The organism is Sedimentitalea arenosa, assembly GCF_016428585.1.
Lineage (GTDB): Bacteria > Pseudomonadota > Alphaproteobacteria > Rhodobacterales > Rhodobacteraceae > Sedimentitalea > Sedimentitalea arenosa.
Map to the genome: position 1 here is coordinate 218,930 of NZ_JAELVR010000007.1, position 17,710 is coordinate 236,639.

Annotated in this window: 15 protein-coding genes; 11 read left to right on the forward strand and 4 right to left on the reverse strand. The window is 65.5% G+C overall.

Features of this window, described 5'->3' with window-relative positions; genetic code table 11:
* Positions 1–2: 2 nt before the first annotated feature.
* The 4 genes from JF290_RS11870 to JF290_RS11885 all read left to right on the forward strand — a co-directional run bounded on the left by JF290_RS11870 (position 3) and on the right by JF290_RS11885 (position 4,324).
* Positions 3–1,433, forward strand: coding sequence for an aminotransferase class V-fold PLP-dependent enzyme (locus JF290_RS11870; protein WP_199025096.1), 1,431 nt, complete (start codon positions 3–5; stop codon positions 1,431–1,433).
* 64 nt (positions 1,434–1,497) lie between these two features.
* Entirely contained in the window at positions 1,498–2,583 is a 1,086-nt protein-coding gene (gene hisC / locus JF290_RS11875; protein ID WP_199025097.1) for a histidinol-phosphate transaminase, read from the forward strand.
* On the forward strand, positions 2,580–3,506 hold the full coding sequence (locus JF290_RS11880; protein WP_199025098.1) for a prephenate/arogenate dehydrogenase family protein: 927 nt from the start codon (positions 2,580–2,582) through the stop codon (positions 3,504–3,506). Before hisC ends, JF290_RS11880 begins: the two co-directional genes overlap by 4 nt.
* Entirely contained in the window at positions 3,503–4,324 is an 822-nt protein-coding gene (locus JF290_RS11885; protein ID WP_233155291.1) for an extensin-like domain-containing protein, read from the forward strand. Before JF290_RS11880 ends, JF290_RS11885 begins: the two co-directional genes overlap by 4 nt.
* Here the strand turns inward: JF290_RS11885 and JF290_RS11890 are convergent.
* The gene (locus JF290_RS11890) at positions 4,321–5,322 is read right to left on the reverse strand and encodes a DUF2125 domain-containing protein (RefSeq protein WP_199025099.1); all 1,002 of its coding nucleotides are present in this window, start codon (positions 5,320–5,322) and stop codon (positions 4,321–4,323) included. The genes JF290_RS11885 and JF290_RS11890 overlap by 4 nt on opposite strands.
* 66 nt (positions 5,323–5,388) lie before the next feature.
* On the opposite strand from JF290_RS11890, the gene JF290_RS11895 reads away from it, so the two are divergent.
* The 3 genes from JF290_RS11895 to JF290_RS11905 all read left to right on the forward strand — a co-directional run bounded on the left by JF290_RS11895 (position 5,389) and on the right by JF290_RS11905 (position 9,328).
* Entirely contained in the window at positions 5,389–5,919 is a 531-nt protein-coding gene (locus JF290_RS11895) for a gamma-glutamylcyclotransferase (RefSeq protein ID WP_199025100.1), read from the forward strand.
* Between the two features lie 70 nt (positions 5,920–5,989).
* The gene (locus JF290_RS11900) at positions 5,990–7,198 is read left to right on the forward strand and encodes a biopolymer transporter ExbB (protein ID WP_199025101.1); all 1,209 of its coding nucleotides are present in this window, start codon (positions 5,990–5,992) and stop codon (positions 7,196–7,198) included.
* 3 nt (positions 7,199–7,201) lie between these two features.
* A complete protein-coding gene (locus JF290_RS11905) occupies positions 7,202–9,328 on the forward strand; it encodes a peptidoglycan -binding protein (protein ID WP_199025102.1) in 2,127 nt (708 codons plus the stop codon).
* 9 nt (positions 9,329–9,337) lie between these two features.
* Here JF290_RS11905 and JF290_RS11910 read toward each other — a convergent pair whose 3' ends face one another.
* The 3 genes from JF290_RS11910 to gloB all read right to left on the reverse strand — a co-directional run bounded on the left by JF290_RS11910 (position 9,338) and on the right by gloB (position 13,589).
* On the reverse strand, positions 9,338–10,330 hold the full coding sequence (locus JF290_RS11910) for a M23 family metallopeptidase (RefSeq protein WP_199025103.1): 993 nt from the start codon (positions 10,328–10,330) through the stop codon (positions 9,338–9,340).
* The gene (gene clpA / locus JF290_RS11915) at positions 10,327–12,648 is read right to left on the reverse strand and encodes an ATP-dependent Clp protease ATP-binding subunit ClpA (RefSeq protein ID WP_199025104.1); all 2,322 of its coding nucleotides are present in this window, start codon (positions 12,646–12,648) and stop codon (positions 10,327–10,329) included. Before clpA ends, JF290_RS11910 begins: the two co-directional genes overlap by 4 nt.
* 173 nt (positions 12,649–12,821) lie before the next feature.
* The gene (gene gloB / locus JF290_RS11920; protein WP_199025105.1) at positions 12,822–13,589 is read right to left on the reverse strand and encodes a hydroxyacylglutathione hydrolase; all 768 of its coding nucleotides are present in this window, start codon (positions 13,587–13,589) and stop codon (positions 12,822–12,824) included.
* Positions 13,590–13,650: 61 nt separating this feature from the next.
* Here gloB and JF290_RS11925 point away from each other — a divergent pair, with 61 nt between their 5' ends.
* From JF290_RS11925 to JF290_RS11940, 4 genes are all read left to right on the forward strand, one after another.
* Entirely contained in the window at positions 13,651–14,385 is a 735-nt protein-coding gene (locus JF290_RS11925; RefSeq protein ID WP_199025106.1) for a class I SAM-dependent methyltransferase, read from the forward strand.
* A gap of 322 nt (positions 14,386–14,707) precedes the next feature.
* Positions 14,708–15,268 (forward strand): F0F1 ATP synthase subunit delta, encoded by a 561-nt coding sequence (locus JF290_RS11930; RefSeq protein WP_199025107.1) that lies wholly within the window; start codon positions 14,708–14,710, stop codon positions 15,266–15,268.
* Complete coding sequence (gene atpA / locus JF290_RS11935; protein WP_199025108.1) at positions 15,269–16,807, forward strand: F0F1 ATP synthase subunit alpha; 1,539 nt, start codon at positions 15,269–15,271, stop codon at positions 16,805–16,807.
* A gap of 11 nt (positions 16,808–16,818) precedes the next feature.
* Positions 16,819–17,694 (forward strand): F0F1 ATP synthase subunit gamma, encoded by an 876-nt coding sequence (locus JF290_RS11940; protein ID WP_199025109.1) that lies wholly within the window; start codon positions 16,819–16,821, stop codon positions 17,692–17,694.
* Positions 17,695–17,710 lie beyond the last annotated feature (16 nt).

Here is a 17,710-nt window from a genome sequence, read left to right on the forward strand (position 1 = left end):
GCATGACCCTGACCAAGTTTCGCGACACTGTTCTGGCTGCCACTCACGGAGGAACGCTCCGCGAAGGCCTGATCGGGGAAAACATCCTGATACCCGGGCTCCGCGGTGAGGTCCCGCTGGTCTACGCGGATTACGTGGCTTCGGGCCGGGCGTTGCGACAGGTCGAGGAGTTCGTCATGTCCGACGTTCTGCCCTTCTATGCCAACAGCCACACCGAGGCATCGTTCTGCGGTGCCCAGATGACCCGCCTGCGCCGCGCGGCCCGAGCCGAGATCGCCCGGCTGGTCGGCGCCGGGCCGGACGACAAGGTGATCTTTGCAGGCTCGGGCGCCACGGCGGGGTTGAACAGGCTGGTCAGCCTGTTCGGCGTCAACGAGGCCGCTGCCCCGGTGGTGTTCATCGGCCCCTACGAACATCATTCCAACATCCTGCCTTGGCGGGAAAGCCGCGCGACGGTTGTAGAAATTCCGGAGGATCGCGACGGTGGGCCGGATCTTGTCGCCCTCGGCAAGGCGCTGGCCGAACACGCCGGATCGGATCTGAAGATCGGCAGTTTCTCCGCCGCGTCCAACGTCACCGGCGTCATCACCGAAACGGGCCCGGTCACGCGGCTCTTGAAAGCGCATGGCGCGCTGGCGGTATGGGATTATGCCGGCGCGGGTCCCTACCTGCCGATCGACATAGGTGACGGGCTGCGCGCGCGCAAGGATGCCATCGTGGTGTCGCCTCACAAGTTTCCCGGCGGGCCGGGTGCATCGGGTGTTCTGGTTGTGAACGAAAAGGCAGTGCGGCGCACCACGCCCAGCTGGCCCGGCGGGGGCACGGTGTCGTTCGTGTCGCCCTGGCGGCACGACTATTCCGATGATCTCACCGCCCGCGAGGAGGCCGGCACCCCCAACGTGATCGGCGACATCCGCGCAGCGCTGGCCTTTATCGTCAAGGACGCAGTCGGAGCCGAGGCAATCGCTGAACGCGAAGCGCGCTTCAACCGCATGGCGCTGGACGGCTGGCGCGACAATCCGCATCTGACCCTGCTGGGCACCAACCGGGCTCACCGCCTGCCGATCTTTTCGTTCCAGGTGCGCGACCGTGAAGGCACACCCGTCCACCAACAGCTCTTCACTCGGATGCTCAGCGACATTTACGGCATCCAGGCGCGCGGCGGCTGCGCTTGCGCCGGACCCTACGCACATCGGCTTCTGGGAATCTCGCAGTTGGAGTCAGACGCGCTCCACTCCGATCTCAAGGCGGGGCGCGAGCTGCGCAAGCCCGGTTGGGTACGGCTGAACTTCAGCTACCTGATGGACGAGGCGACCGTGCAATTCATCATCGACAGCGTCAACGAGCTGAGCAGGACAACCGAAAAGCACGCACCGCTTTACCAGGCCGACCCGGCGACCGCCCGGTTCCACAGCCGATCGCACGCCGCCTGAGTTTGCGGCTTTTCACGCCGCGACGGTGACGTTATGACGGGGCAACTTGCGGGAGCCTCGCGTCATGAACAAGATCACGCCTCAGCCGGGCATCATGGAGATCGACCTGTATCAGGGCGGTGCCTCCCATGTGGACGGCGCGGTGAACGTGATCAAGCTGTCCAGCAACGAGAACCCGCTGGGCCCAAGCCCCAAGGCGATCGAGGCCGTGCGCAACAGCGCCGCGCAGATCCACCGCTACCCCTCCACCGATCACGCCAGCTTGCGCGGTGCCATCGGCGACACGCTCGGGCTCGACCCCGAGCGGATCATCTGCGGCGCCGGCAGCGACGAGATCATCGCCTTTCTCTGCCAGGCCTATGCCGGGCCCGGGGCCGAGGTGCTGCACACCGAGCACGGCTTTGCCATGTACCGGATCAGCGCGCTGGCGGCCGGCGCAACCCCGGTCGAAGTACCCGAGCGCGACCGTGTGACGGATGTCGACGCGCTGCTCGCCGCCTGCACGGAACGCACGCGCCTGGTCTTCATCGCCAACCCGAACAATCCGACCGGCACCATGATCGGCGCGGCCGAGGTGGCGCGGTTGGCCGAGGGCTTGCCGCCGCAGGCGCTGCTGGTGCTCGACGGCGCCTATGCCGACTATGTCGAGGGTTTTGACGGTGGTGCCGCGCTGGTCGAGGCGCGCGACAACGTGGTGATGACCCGGACCTTCTCCAAACTCTACGGGCTGGGCGGGTTGCGCGTCGGCTGGGGATACGGGCCGCAAGAGATCATCGACGTGCTGAACCGCATCCGTGGCCCGTTCAACCTGTCGGGCACCGCCCTGCTGGCCGCCGAGGCGGCGATCCGCGATACCGACTATGCCGAGCAGTGCCGCGCACACAACGCGCGCTGGCGCGGATGGCTGGCCGAGGCGCTGGCCGAACTGGGCGTGCCGTCCGATACCTCCTGCGCCAATTTCGTGTTGGCGCGGTTCGCAAGCCGGGTCGAGGCCGAGGCCTGCGACGACTATCTCAGGACGCAGGGGCTGATCGTGCGCCGGGTGGCTGGCTACAACCTGCCAAACGCGCTCAGGATCACCGTCGGTGACGAGATCGCCTGTCGGCGTGTCGTGGCCGCCGTTTCCGCCTTCAAGGCCGGTGCCGCATGAGCAACGTGGTCTTTCAGCGCGTCGCCCTGATCGGTCTTGGACTGATCGCGTCCTCGATGTTCTGGGCGATGAAGCGCGGCGGACTCGCCGGCGAGGTGACCGGGTTCGCCCGCTCGGAGGCCACGCGCGCCACGGCACGCCGGATCGGGCTGTGCGACAGGATCTGCGACAGCGCCGCAGAAGCCGTGGAGGACGCCGACCTCGTGGTGCTCTGCGTGCCGGTCGGCGCGATGGAGCAGGTCGCGCGCGACATCGCCCCGTCGCTGAAACCCGGCGCCATCGTGACCGACGTGGGATCGGTCAAGCGCGCGGTAATCGACTCGGTCGCGCCGCACTTGCCCGGGAACGTCCATTTCGTCCCCGGCCACCCTCTCGCCGGCACCGAGCATTCCGGCCCGGAAAGCGGCTTCGCCGAACTGTTCGACCAACGCTGGTGTCTGCTGGTTCCGGTCGAGGGCACGCCCGACGCTCCGGTTGCGCAGCTGCGCGCCTTCTGGGAAGGGCTGGGCTCGCATGTCGACGTGATGGATGCGGATCACCACGACCTCGTGCTCGCCGTCACCAGCCACGCGCCGCATCTGATCGCCTACACGATGGTCGGCGTCGCCGACGACCTGCGCCGCGTCACCGACAGCGAGGTCATCAAGTACTCCGCCGCGGGCTTCCGCGACTTCACCCGGATCGCGGCCAGCGACCCGACCATGTGGCGCGACGTTTTCCTGAACAACAAGGACGCGACCCTGGAAATCCTTGGCCGGTTCACCGAGGAACTCTTCGCCCTGCAACGGGCGATCCGCACCGGCGACGGCGATCACCTGCACGCCTATTTCACCCGCACGCGGGCGATCCGGCGCGGGATCATCCAAGCCGGTCAGGACACCGACGCGCCCGATTTCGGACGCAAGAAGGCGGTCTCCGGATGATCCTGCGGGCGGTCATGGCCAGCCTTTTCGCGCTGTGCTGTCTGCCCGCCCTGGCCAAGGCCCCCGACTCGTCCCAACGCCCGCTGGCCCGTCCCGTTTCTACCGCACCCGCCCTCGCCAAAGCGGTTCAGGAGGCGGCACCACAGCGGCCCGAATTGCGCCCGGCCTCCGAACAATCGCAGGCTGCCGCTCGGCTCCAGCGGGTCGCCTTCCTGTCGCCCGCAATCTCCGCCCGCCCCTGGGTCAGGCCAAAGGCGGTCGAACAGAAGGCCATGGCCAAGCGGCGGATGCGGCGCGAGGGCGCGGTTTGTGGCGATGTAGACATCCAGGGTGACGTGGTCGGCGATGTGCCCGGTCGCATTCAGGCCTGCGGGATCGAGGACGCGGTGCGTGTGCGCGCCGTATCAGGCGTGGCGCTGAACCCTCCGGCCCTGATGAATTGCAAGACCGCCAAGGCGCTCAAGACCTGGACCGACAACGGCCTGAAGCCGGCCTTCCGCCAGCGTGGCCCGGTGGTCGAGATGCGAGTCGCGGCGCACTATGTCTGCCGCACGCGCAACAACCAGCGCGGCGCACGGATTTCCGAGCATGGCAAGGGCAACGCCATCGACCTCTCGGCCTTCAGGATGAAGGATGGCGAGGTCATCACGGTGCTGAACGGATGGGGCCAGGGCACGACGCTGCGCCCCTTGCGCCGCGCCTACAATCGCGCCTGCGGCCCCTTCGGAACGACCCTCGGCCCGGAATCTGATCGCTTCCACCGCGATCACTTCCATTTCGACACCGCCGACCACCGCGGCGGCCCCTACTGCCGCTAGCGCAGCCGCAGGATCGGCGCCGAGCCCAGCGGGAACGGGCCCAGCGACACTCGCCCATCCGCCAGTGTCAGTTCCACGTCCAGCGCTTCGCGGTTGCCACTGATGCGGGACAGCAGGTCAAGGATCTGTGCCGCGGGTTTGAGCGTGTATTCCGGCACCGCGCCCGACTGGCGTGCGATCTCGATCATGTCCTGCCAGTTCTCGGCCTTGAAATTCACCGTTCCGGTCGGCACACCGGCGGCATCCACCGTGACCGCGCCAGCGGCAAAGAGGCTGAGCGGGCCCCATTCGGCCCGCGCAAGTCGCAGGTCGATCGCGACCGGCTGCGGGCGGCGCTCCTCGAGCGCGCGGCGATCCCAGGGGCGATCGAACGTGACCGTCATGTCCAGTTCGAGCGACTGGAAGGTTTCCGGCAGCGCGCCCGCGGAGCCGATGGTGCGGCGCAAGCTGTCATCCAGCGCGAAATCCGGCGCGACCAGATTGAACCGATAGGTCGCGGGCGCGCTGGTATTCTGCATCGACAGATCGAGCGATTGCCCACCCAGAATCGGCGCGCCCTGCGTGGCCACCACCCAGGGTCCCGAGGCAAGCGCCATGCGGTCAACCTCGAGCGCGGTGCCTGGGTTGAGATGAAGGTCCGCCACCATGCCGGTGGCGGTCAACTCGACGGTCTGGTCGAAATAGGACAGACGCTGCACACTCGCCGGGAACTGCACGGTCTGCTTGCCGGGCCAGATCGCCGGATTGCCGAGGACGAGCCAATCGGCTTGCCATGCGGTGCCTGTGGCCGGGTCCGCCAGCGCCGGGCTTGTCAGCGTCGTGACATGCTGAAGCGGATAGCCCGAGGTCGAGATATCGGCGAAATCGGCCTGCCAGCCCTCGGCTTGGCGCGCCTCGAACCAGGCGGTGATACCCTGGCGCACCATGTATCCCGCACCATACCAGTAGAGCGACCAAAGAAGGCCGACCGCGACCACGATTTTCAACAGAAGCTTCATGTCCCGGCCCCTTTTCCCGCCTGCCGCTTTGCTGTTTATAGGGCGAAACCAGCAAGGACCAGCACGATGACGATGTGGGTATTCGGATATGGCTCGCTGCTTTGGAACCCCGGTTTCGAAGTCGCCGCGCAAACGGTGGCGACCCTGCACGGCTATGCACGGTCGTTCTGCATGCGCTCGATCCACCATCGTGGCACAGTGGCCGAACCGGGGCTGGTGCTGGCGCTCGACGCTGCTCCGGGTGCTTCTTGCCAGGGTCTCGCACTGGCAGTTGCAGCCGGGCGAGAGGCCGAAACACTCGACTATCTGCGCGAGCGCGAACTGATCTCCTCGGCCTACCTGGAAAGGGACCTTCCCGTGACGTTGGCCAGCGGTGAAACGGTCACCGCCGTCACCTACGTGATCGATGCCGAGCATGACCAGTATTGCGGCGGCCTCGCGCTCGAAGAGCAGGCCCATATCATCGCGCGGGCCATCGGCGGGCGCGGGCCGAACACCGAATACCTGTTCAACACCACCGACCACCTCTCGGAGATGCGGTTGAACGATCCCGATCTCGATTGGCTGGCCGCGCGGGTGCGGCAGCTTACGGCATAAAGCCTTGGCGCGTCATCTCATTCTTCTATAGAGTCGCGCAAAGAGCAGAAGACCGACAGGAACAGGGTGCATGGCCCAGCCAGACCGCGAACCCACGCCTCATTTCAGCCAGCCGGTGCGTCAGATCGTGATGATGCTGACGGCGCTCGGTCTGTCCGGCTTCGGGATCTTCGTCGCCCTTCCCCGCGTGCTGCCGGTGTTCGAAGCCAATCCCTATCTGAACGGCTTCATTGTCTTCGTCTTCGTGATCGGGGTGCTCGCGACTTTTTATCAGGTGCTCCAACTGATCGGATCGGTGCGCTGGATCGAACGCTTCGCCTCGGGCCAGGCCGACGCCGCCGGCACACCCCCGCAGCTTCTGGCACCGCTGGCATCGCTGTTGCGCTCGCGCGGGGCGCGGATGCAGCTCAGCGCCTCCTCGACCCGTTCGATCCTCGATTCCGTCGCCACCCGGATCGACGAGGAGCGCGACATCACGCGCTACATCGTCAACCTGCTGATCTTTCTCGGTCTGCTCGGCACCTTCTACGGACTGGCGACGACCGTTCCCGCCGTCGTCGACACCATCCGCAGCCTCGCCCCGCAGGAGGGCGAGGAAGGGCTCGCCGTCTTCAACCGCCTGATGACCGGCCTCGAAGCGCAGCTGGGCGGCATGGGCGTGGCCTTTGCCTCGTCGCTTCTCGGCCTTGCCGGATCTCTGATCGTCGGCCTCCTCGAACTGTTCGCGGGGCATGGCCAGAACCGGTTCTACCGCGAGCTCGAGGAATGGCTGTCCTCGATCACAAGAGTCGGGTTCTCTTCGGGCGAGGACGGCCCCTCGCAGACCGATGCCATGTCCGGCGTGCTCGACCACATGGCCGAGCAGATGGAGTCGCTGCGCCAGATGTTCGCCAGCTCCGACGAAAGCCGCGCGGCGGTCGACCACAAGCTGGGCGCGCTGGTCGATTCCATCGAGGACATGAACCGGCGCGCAGAGCAGGCTGAAGGCACTGCTGCCGCGCTGGATCGGGTCGCGCTGGGGCAGGAGACGCTGATCGAAACCCTGCGCGCGCAAGGTGCGGGAGATGGCATCGACGCCGAAAGCCGGATGCGCCTGCGCTCGATCGACGTGCAGATGCTGCGGATCCTCGAAGAGATATCGGCCGGCCGGCAGGAAAGCCTCGCCGAGTTGCGCAAGGACATCGACCTTCTGGTGCGCGCCCTCGCCCGTCCACGCGGCACCGACCGCGACGTGGCAGGTACGCGGCAACCGCCCCCGGTCGGCGGTCCCGGAGGCTGACGCATGGCGCTCTCCCGTCGCACCGGCGCCCGGTTCCAGGCCTCGATCTGGCCCGGTTTCGTGGATGCCATGACCGGGCTGCTTCTGGTTCTGATGTTCCTGCTGACCATCTTCATGGTCGTCCAGTTCGTGCTGCGCGAGACGATCTCGGGTCAGGAGACCGAGCTTGATGCGCTCTCCGCCGAGGTAACCGCGCTGGCCAGCGCGCTGGGGCTGGAAGAACGCCGTGCCCGGCAATTGGAAACCCGGATGGGCGAGCTGAACACCACCCTGTCCGAAGCGCAGGACGACCTTGGCGAACAGGCTGCACTGATCGCCTCGCTTCGGGCCGAGCGGGAGCGACAGGACGCTGCCCTTGGCACCGCGCAGGCCCGGATCACGGCCTTCGAGGCGCAGGTTGCGGCTCTGCTCGATGACAGGGCGCGGAACCGCGAGGAGATCGCGACGCTGAATTCCGAGCGCGCCGACCTGTTGTCCGAGCAGGAGGCATTGAACCTCGCACTCGCCCAAAGCCGGGACGAGATTGACGCGCAGGCCGAAGCCGCCCGCCTTGCAGCCGCGCGGCGCGAGGCGCTGGACGCGTTGGTCACCGACCTGCGGCAGGATCAGGCGCGGCTTACCGCGACGGTCGACGACCTGCAGGACCAGCTGAGCGAAGAAGAGGCCGCGCGGGTTGCCGAGGCCGCCGCCGCAGAGGCCCTGCGCGACCGGTTGCAGAACGCGGACACCGAACTGACGGCGATGACGCTCGCACTCGAGGCGCAACGCAAGGAAGCTGAGGACACCCTCACCCTGCTGGCCGCCGCAGAGGCCGCCCGTGAAACACTCGACGCGGAACTGACCGACGCGCTGGCGCGGATCGCTTCCGCCCGCGCCGAAACCGCCGAACGTGACGAATTGGTCGACCGCCTCAGCGCCGCCCTGAGCCGCATGGAGTCGACACAGGCCGAAACCGAGCGTCTCCGCGCGGAATTGCAGACGGAGCTCTCGGAGGTGCGCAGCGCGCGCGCAGAGACCGAGAGCGAGTTGCAACAGCGGTTGACCGAGGCAAACCGGGCCCGCGACGCGCTGAAAGCCGACCTTGCCCGCACCGAGGCCGAACTGGAAACCGCCCGGTCCGCGACCCAGTCGACAGAGGAGGATCGCGCGGCCATCGAAACCCGTCTGGTCGAGGCGCTCGAGGCACTGGAACGCGCCGAGGTCGCCGCGTCGGACCGCGAGCTGTTGCAGGCGCGTCTTGCCGAGGCACTGCTGGCGCGCGACGATGCGCAGGCGCGGGCCGAAGACCAGGCCTCGCGCGCCGAACAGCGCGCGGCGCTTTTGGCGCAGGCGCGCGCGACGCTTTCCGAACAGGAGGACATCTCGGCAGAGGCGCAGCGCCAGACCGCGCTGCTCAACCAGCAGGTGGCGGCCCTGCGCAGCCAATTGGGCGGATTGCAGGCGCTGCTTGACGACTTCCGGGAACGCGACGCGGCGGCCAAGGTGCAGTTGCAGAACCTCGGCGCTGATCTGAACGCGGCGCTGGCCCGTGCAGCGTCGGAGGAACGCAAGCGTCGGCTCCTGGAAGAGGCCGAACGCAAGCGCGCAGAGGAGGAAGCCCGCGAACTTGCCGAGCGGGCGCGCGCCCTGGAAGAGGAAACCCGCGATCTGGAAGCGCAGGCACGCGATCTGCAACGCTATCGCTCCGAGTTCTTCGGGCGTCTGCGCGACCTGCTCGGCAACCAGGAAGGCGTGCGGATCGAGGGTGACCGCTTCGTCTTCTCCTCCGAAGTCCTGTTCCCGCCGGGCGCGGCCGACCTCTCGCCCGAAGGCGAGGCCGAGGTGGCCAAGGTCGCCCGCATTCTGCGCAGCATCGCCCAGGACATCCCGCCCGAGATCGACTGGGTGATCCGCGTCGACGGCCATACCGACGACATCCCGCTGGTCAGCACCGGCAAATACGCCGACAACTGGGAGCTCAGCCAGGGGCGGGCGCTGTCTGTGGTGCGCTACATGGTGGACTACCTCGGCATTCCCCCCGAGCGTCTGTCGGCCAACGGCTTCGGGCAATACCAGCCGGTCAACACCGCGGACACGCCTGAAGCGCGGGCGCAGAACCGGCGGATCGAATTGAAGCTGACCGAACGCTGAGTCGCGCCCTCAGTCGATGCGGGTCTCGGCGGCTTGTCGGCCGAGCGTTTCGCCATCGCGCCGCAGAGTGATCTCGGCTCGGTAAATGCCCTTTGGCCAACCCGCCTCGCCGGGCAGTATCCCGAAATAGTGGTAGAACTGCGCCCGCGGTTTCTCTTGCGTTGCCCGCTCTTCCATCAGAACGCCCTGCGGCCCGAGGATCCGGACGGATATCACGTCGTTTTTTTGCACGCCGTATCCAAAGCCCCAAACAAACAGGCGCTGCGGATCATCCAAGACCGGCGGAGTCGGCAGACCGCGCTTGACGCTGCCATAGTCGGGAATGCCCGATGCAAGCCCGGCTGCGAGCAGCCCGCCCGGCACATAGCGCACCGAATCCTGCCACAGCGGATCGGCGGGTGCGCAACCCGTGTGGGCCGGTTCGGGCGCGAAGGGGTCGATCGGTGTGTCCTCGTGAAGAAGTTCGAAATGCAAGTGGGGAAAGGTCGTTTGGCCACTGAGTCCGATCTGTCCGAGCACCGTTCCGGCTTGTACGGCCTCGCCGGTCGAAACTGTGATCGACCCGCGCTTCATGTGGCAGTAGAGCGCCAACAGGCCATCCGCCTGACGGATCGAAACACCGTTGCCGCACTCCCGCCCGGTCACATCTGGCGCATCGGCCTCGCCCTGTAGCCTGTCGGGCATCCCGTTCCGCACCCCCTGTATCACGCCCGGCGCGGCCGCACGCACGGTCACGCCGCGTGCCTGCGCCGCGATCGATGGCAAGGCGATGTCCGTGCCCTTGTGGCCATCATAGGTCAGACGTCCACACCCGACATCGCGCGTCTCGGGGCCGGGGTCGCGATCCAGGTAGTTTTGGATGAAGCAGTCCTGCCCCAGAACGCAATCGACCGGCCATGACAGCCGGTCGTATGCATTCTCTGTTGCGACCGCGGGCAGCGTCGACCCGATCACCCCGCCTGCAATCAGCAGGAGTGAGGTCAGCGCACCCTTCTGGATCATTCCGCCGTCAGAAGGGGCGGCTTGTTCCCAGACAGTCTCGGATTGTCCGGCCCTTCGATCCGAAGATCCAGTTTGCCGTCCTTCAGGCCCACCTTGACCAAGCCGCCCTTGGCCAACTTGCCGAAAAGCAGTTCCTCTGCGAGCGGCTTCTTGATGTGCTCCTGGATCACCCGGCCGAGCGGTCGAGCGCCCATCTTGTCGTCATAGCCCTTGTCGGCAAGCCATTCCGCCGCCGGCTTGGTCAGTTCGATGGTCACATTGCGATCCATCAACTGGGCTTCGAGCTGCAGCACGAACTTCTCGACCACCTGCAGGATCACGGCCTTCGGCAGTGGCGCGAAGGAGATGACGGCATCCAGGCGATTGCGGAATTCCGGCGTGAAGGTCCGCTCGATCGCCGCGGTGTCCTCGCCTTCGCGACGATCCCGACCGAAGCCGATGGCCGATTGGGCCTGCTCCTGCGCACCGGCGTTGGACGTCATGATCAGCACCACGTTGCGGAAGCTCACCGTGCGACCGTTGTGATCGGTCAACTCGCCGTGGTCCATCACCTGAAGCAGGATGTTGTAGACATCCGGGTGCGCCTTCTCGATCTCGTCCAGCAGCAAAACGCAATGCGGGTGCTGGTCCACGCCATCGGTCAGCATGCCACCCTGATCGAAGCCGACATACCCCGGAGGCGCGCCGATCAGGCGGCTGACCGCGTGTTTCTCCATGTATTCGGACATGTCGAACCGCAGCAGCTCTACCCCGAGCGTATCGGCAAGCTGCTTGGCGACCTCGGTCTTCCCGACGCCTGTCGGACCCGCGAAGAGATAGTTGCCGATCGGCTTCTCCGGTTCGCGCAGGCCCGCACGCGACAGCTTGATCGCGCTCGAAAGCGCCTCGATCGCGGCATCCTGACCGAACACCACGCGCTTGAGCGCGCCTTCGAGGTCCTTGAGCACCTCGGCGTCGTCCTTGCTGACGTTCTTGGGCGGAATTCGCGCGATCTTGGCGACGACCGCTTCGACCTCCTTGGTGCCGATGGTCTTGCGCCGCTTGGCGGCGACCACCAGGTGCTGCGCCGCTCCGGCCTCGTCGATGACGTCGATGGCGCTGTCGGGCAGCTTTCGGTCGTTGATGTAGCGCGCGGCCAGTTCCACGGCGGTCTTCACCGCGTCGGCGGTGTATTTCACGCGGTGGTGCTCCTCGAAATACGGCTTCAGACCCTTCAGAATCTTGACCGCATCCTCGACAGACGGCTCGATCACGTCGATCTTCTGGAATCGCCGCGACAGGGCGCGGTCCTTCTCGAAATGCTGGCGGAATTCCTTGTAGGTGGTGGATCCCATGGTGCGCAGCTTGCCGCCCTGCAACGCCGGCTTCAGCAGGTTGGAGGCATCCATTGCGCCGCCGGACGTGGCACCGGCGCCGATCACCGTGTGAATCTCGTCGATGAACAGAACCGCGTCGGGATGATCCTCGAGTTCGGAGACAACCGCTTTCAGACGTTCTTCGAAATCGCCGCGATAGCGTGTGCCGGCCAGAAGCGCGCCCATGTCCAGCGAATAGATCGTGGTCTTGGAAAGAACCTCGGGCGTTTCACCTGCGACGATCTTGCGGGCGAGGCCCTCCGCGATGGCGGTCTTGCCGACACCCGGATCGCCCACAAGCAGCGGGTTGTTCTTGCGCCGGCGGCAAAGCACCTGGATGCAGCGTTCGACTTCGGAGTCGCGGCCGATCAGCGGATCGATATCTCCCTCGCGCGACTTGGCGTTCAGGTCCACGCAATACTTGGCGAGCGCGCTTTCCTTCTTGTCGCCCTCGGTCACGCCCTGGGCTTCTTCCTCGTGCTCTGGCGCCCCGCTCACAGGACGGGATTCGCCAAAGGCCGGGTCCTTGGCCACGCCGTGGGCGATGAAATTGACCGCGTCATACCGGGTCATTTCCTGCTCCTGCAGGAAATAGGCCGCGTTGCTTTCGCGTTCGGCAAAGATCGCGACCAGAACGTTGGCGCCGGTCACTTCGGTCCGCCCCGAGGACTGCACATGGATCGCCGCGCGCTGGATCACGCGCTGGAACGCCGCCGTCGGCACGGCCTCGGACCCATCGATGTCGGTCACGAGGTTCGACAGATCCTCGTCCACGAATTCGACCAGGGTCTTGCGCAATTCGCCGAGATCGACGCTGCAGGCCTTCATCACCCGCGTCGCGTCCGGTTCATCCAGCAAGGCCAGCAGCAGATGCTCCAGCGTCGCGAATTCGTGCCGCCGCTCGTTCGCCAGCGCAAGCGCGGCGTGAATGGATTGTTCAAGTGTGCTCGAGAATGAAGGCACGGGCGTGCTCCTCTTGTCTGGGTCGGGCGGGAGGCAGAACGTTGCCGCACCCCTTGGCCAACCATGTCCTCATAGTATTAGAGTTTGGTTGATCGCGCCCGGGCTTCAAGTTTTTTCTTTGGTCTCCGCCTCACAAAAGCCGTGATCCACCGCTTGACGTACAGGAAACCGCATCAGAATCGGTCTTTCCTGCTTCGGATTTCGGCGAAGACCTCCGCGGGATCCGCCCCGGACAGACCGACGCCGGCCTGAACCGAAGGCACTATCGCCCGCAGGAAGGGGTTGGTGGACCGTTCCAGCGCAAGGGTGGAAGGGACGGTCGGTTGGTTCGCGGCCCGTTTTTCCGCGATGTCTCGGACACGAGATATAAGGTCGGGATTGTCCGGTTCAATGGTCATGGCGAAGGCGCCGTTGGCTTTGGTGTATTCGTGGCCGGAATAGACCACCGTATCGTCGGGCAGCGCCGCCAGCTTGGACAGCGACTCCCACATCTGCGGCGCGGTGCCCTCGAACAACCGCCCGCAGCCCAGAGCCATCAGGCTGTCGGCGGTGAAGACGGCCTTGCTGTCCGGAAAGTGAAAGGCGATGTGGCCGACCGTGTGGCCTGACACATCGATCACGTGGCCGGTCTCGGCGCCGATCTTCACCGTATCGCCCTCGGCCACCGCGGTGTCCAGCGCCGGCAGCCTGTGGCGATCGGCGGCGGCGCCGACCACGCGCGCGTCGTGCCGCGCCAGAACCTCCTCCAGCCCCTGCACATGGTCTGCATGGTGGTGCGTCAGCAGCACTTGGGTCAGTCGCCACCCCCGGTCCGAAAGCGCCGAAAGGATCGGTCCGGCCTCGGGCACATCCACCAGAGCGGTGTCGCCGCTGTCGGGATCATGCGCGAGAAAGGCGTAATTGTCGCTGAGGCACGGAACGGTTACGATCTCAAGAGGCATGGCCTTTCACCCTTTCGTTGTTAGACTGGGGTCAGCTTGGACGATCAAACTGGCGCCCGCAATGCATCTCGACGTGCAGGATCTCAGGAACTTCTACTACCGCAGCACACTGGGGCGTGCGGCGCAGGCGTCGGTGCGCGGGCGGATGCTGGAACTATGGCCCGAGGCGAAGGGACAGACCGTGGCCGGATTCGGCTTTGCCGTGCCCCTGCTCAGACCCTACCTCGCCGAATCCCGCCGGGTGATCGCCCTGATGCCCGCGCCGCAGGGCGTCATGCCGTGGCCCGCCGGGATGCCCAATGTCTCTGTCCTGTCCGAGGAAACGCTTTGGCCGATCGAGACCGGCCGCATCGACCGGCTTGTCGTCATGCACGGGCTGGAGACCTCGGAGCATCCCTCGCACCTGCTCGAGGAATGCTGGCGCGTGCTGGGACCGGGCGGCAAGGCGCTGTTCATCGTGCCCAACCGCGCCGGGCTATGGTCGCGCAGCGATCGCACACCTTTCGGATATGGCCGCCCCTACACGCTGGGACAGTTGGAAACGCAGATCAAGCGGCACCAGTTCCAGCCGGAACGCCACGCCGCGGCGCTCTACCAGCCGCCCTCGGCGCGGCGCTTCTGGCTGAAATCGGGTTCGCTGTTCGAGAAATACGGCAGCCGCCTGCCGACCGTCTTTCCGGGCGGCGTGTTCATGGTCGAGGCACTGAAGCGCACCCATCCCCCCAAGGGCAAGATCGTCAAGAACCTGGCGAAACAACCGATCAAGGCGCTCGAGGGCCTGGCGAAACCGGCCTGATCCGCCGACAGCCCGGTTTTCGCGCACCCGCCCCGATTTCACGGCTTTTGCCCCGTTTGGCGGTGCAGGAATCGCACAAACCCGCAATTCGGCTGCATTTTTCTTCGGGATTCTGCAGGCGCAAACGGTCGCACTTGGGGTAACACCCTAAAATCATGGAATTATTGCCTGATCCCGTTATCGCTATAGGTTGTTGCCGGCAGGCGGGGCCTCTGCTACATCCACGCTGATTTTGATGCCCCGCCTGTCCGCGGAGCGTCTCCACGCCCCCGGATTCTGTGCCGAACGCAGCCGACCGGGGCCAAGTATCGGAAGGGTGGACGTGTCCGAACCAGCTTCGATTTCCGCAGGCATAGCCGCACGCTATGCCACGGCGATCTTCGAGATCGCGCAAGATAACAAGAACCTCGACGGCCTGGAAACCAGCATCAACGACCTGTCGGCGGCGCTTGCCGACAGTGCGGACCTGCGCAGCCTGATCCAATCGCCGCTGATCTCGCGCAGCGACCAGGAAGCCGCAATCTCCGCCATCGCCAAGAAGATGGAACTTGCCCCCGTGCTGGGCCAGGCGCTGGCGCTGATGGCGCAGAAGCGCCGCCTGTTCGTCGTGCCGCAACTGATCCGCGCCCTGCGCGAACAACTGGCCGAGGCCCGGGGCGAAGTCACCGCCGGCGTGACCAGCGCCAAGGCGCTGACCAAGGCGCAGACCGAGAAACTTGCCAGCACGCTCACCGAGCGCGTGGGCAAAACCGTCACCATCAACGCGACCGTCGATGAAAGCCTCATCGGCGGTCTGGTCGTCAAAGTGGGCAGCAAGATGATCGACACGTCGATCCGGTCGCGGCTCAACTCCCTTCAGAATGCAATGAAAGAGGTCGGATAAATGGGTATCCAAGCAGCAGAGATTTCTGCGATCCTGAAAGACCAGATCAAGAACTTTGGTCAGGAAGCCGAGGTGGCCGAAGTCGGCCGCGTGCTGAGCGTTGGCGACGGTATCGCCCGCGTCTACGGCCTCGACAACGTGCAGGCCGGGGAAATGGTCGAATTTCCCGGTGGCATTCAGGGCATGGCCCTGAACCTGGAAAGCGACAACGTCGGCATCGTGATCTTCGGCAGCGACCGGGACATCAAGGAAGGCGACACCGTCAAGCGCACCAAGTCGATCGTGGACGTTCCGATCGGTGACGAGCTGCTGGGCCGCGTCGTGGATGGCCTGGGCAACCCGGTCGACGGCAAGGGCCCGATCAATGCCAAGGCGCGCGGCATCGCCGACGTCAAGGCGCCGGGCATCATCCCGCGCAAGTCGGTGCACGAACCGATGGCGACCGGCCTCAAGGCCGTCGACTCCATGATCCCGATCGGCCGCGGCCAGCGGGAACTGATCATCGGCGACCGTCAGACCGGCAAGACCGCCGTGGCGCTCGACGCGATCCTGAACCAGAAGACCTACAACGACGCCGCCGGCGACGACGAATCCAAGAAGCTGTATTGCGTCTATGTCGCCATCGGCCAGAAGCGCTCGACCGTGGCGCAGCTGGTGAAGAAGCTGGAAGAGAACGGCGCGATGGCCTATTCCATCGTCGTCGCCGCGACCGCGTCCGACCCCGCGCCGCTGCAGTTCCTCGCGCCCTATGCCGCTACCGCGATGGCCGAGCATTTCCGCGACAACGGCCGCCACGCGCTGATCGTCTACGATGACCTCTCCAAGCAGGCCGTCGCCTATCGCCAGATGTCGCTGCTGCTGCGCCGTCCGCCGGGCCGCGAAGCCTATCCGGGCGACGTGTTCTACCTGCACTCCCGCCTGCTCGAGCGGTCCGCCAAGCTGAACGAGGACAACGGCTCCGGATCGCTGACGGCCCTGCCGATCATCGAAACCCAGGGCGGCGACGTGTCGGCCTTCATTCCGACCAACGTGATCTCGATCACCGACGGCCAGATCTTCCTGGAAACCGAACTGTTCTACCAGGGCATCCGTCCCGCCGTGAACACCGGTCTGTCGGTCTCGCGCGTGGGCTCCTCGGCTCAGACCAACGCGATGAAATCCGTCGCCGGCCCGGTGAAGCTGGAACTGGCGCAGTATCGCGAAATGGCGGCCTTCGCCCAGTTCGGCTCCGACCTCGACGCCGCGACCCAGCAGTTGCTGAACCGCGGTGCCCGCCTGACCGAGCTGATGAAGCAGCCGCAGTATTCGCCGCTGACCAACGCGGAAATCGTTTGCGTGATCTACGCCGGCGTGAACGGCTATCTCGACAAGCTGCCCGTCAGTGACGTGGGCCGCTTCGAAGACGGTCTGCTGTCGCATCTGCGGGGCAAGCATTCCGACCTGCTGAATTACCTCACCACCGAAGATCCCAAGATCAAGGGCGAGGCAGAAGACAAAGTGAAAGCAGCTCTCGACGAATTCGCCGCTGATTTCGCTTGAGGGCCTGACTGATGCCAAACCTCAAGGACCTGAAAAACAGGATCGCGAGTGTCAAGAGCACTCGCAAGATCACCAAGGCCATGCAAATGGTTGCCGCGGCGAAACTTCGCCGCGCGCAGGAAGCTGCCGAACAGTCACGCCCCTATACCGAACGCTTCAACGCGGTCATGGGGCAACTGGCGGCATCGGTCGGCGGGTCGGACACGGCGCCCAGGCTGCTCAGCGGCACGGGCAGCGACCAGGTGCACCTGCTCGTCGTGATGACCGCCGAGCGCGGCCTCTGCGGCGGCTTCAACAGCAACATCGCCAAGCTGGCCCGCGTCAAGACCGAGAAACTGCTGGCAGAAGGCAAGACGGTCAAGATCCTGACCGTCGGCAAGAAGGGTCGCGACGCGCTCAAGCGCGACTTCAAGGACAACATGATCGGCCATGTCGACATGTCCGACGTCAAGCGCGTGGCCTATTCCGACGCCCAGGGCATCGCCAAGGATGTTCTGTCACGCTTCGACGCCGGCGATTTCGACGTCGCGACGATCTTCTACTCGAAGTTCGTCAACGTCGTGACGCAGGTGCCGACCGCACAGCAGATCATTCCTGCGGCCTTCGATGCCCCCGAGGACGACGGGGCCACAACGCTCTATGACTACGAGCCCGACGAAGAGGCCATCCTGGCCGATCTGCTGCCGCGCGGCGTGGCGACCCAGATCTTCTCGGCGCTGCTCGAGAACGGTGCCAGCGAACAGGGTGCACGGATGTCCGCCATGGACAACGCGACGCGCAACGCGGGTGAAATGATCGAAAAGCTGACGATCGAGTACAACCGTTCGCGTCAGGCCGTGATCACCAACGAGCTGATTGAAATCATTTCGGGCGCGGAAGCGCTCTAGAGAACCGGAGACAAAT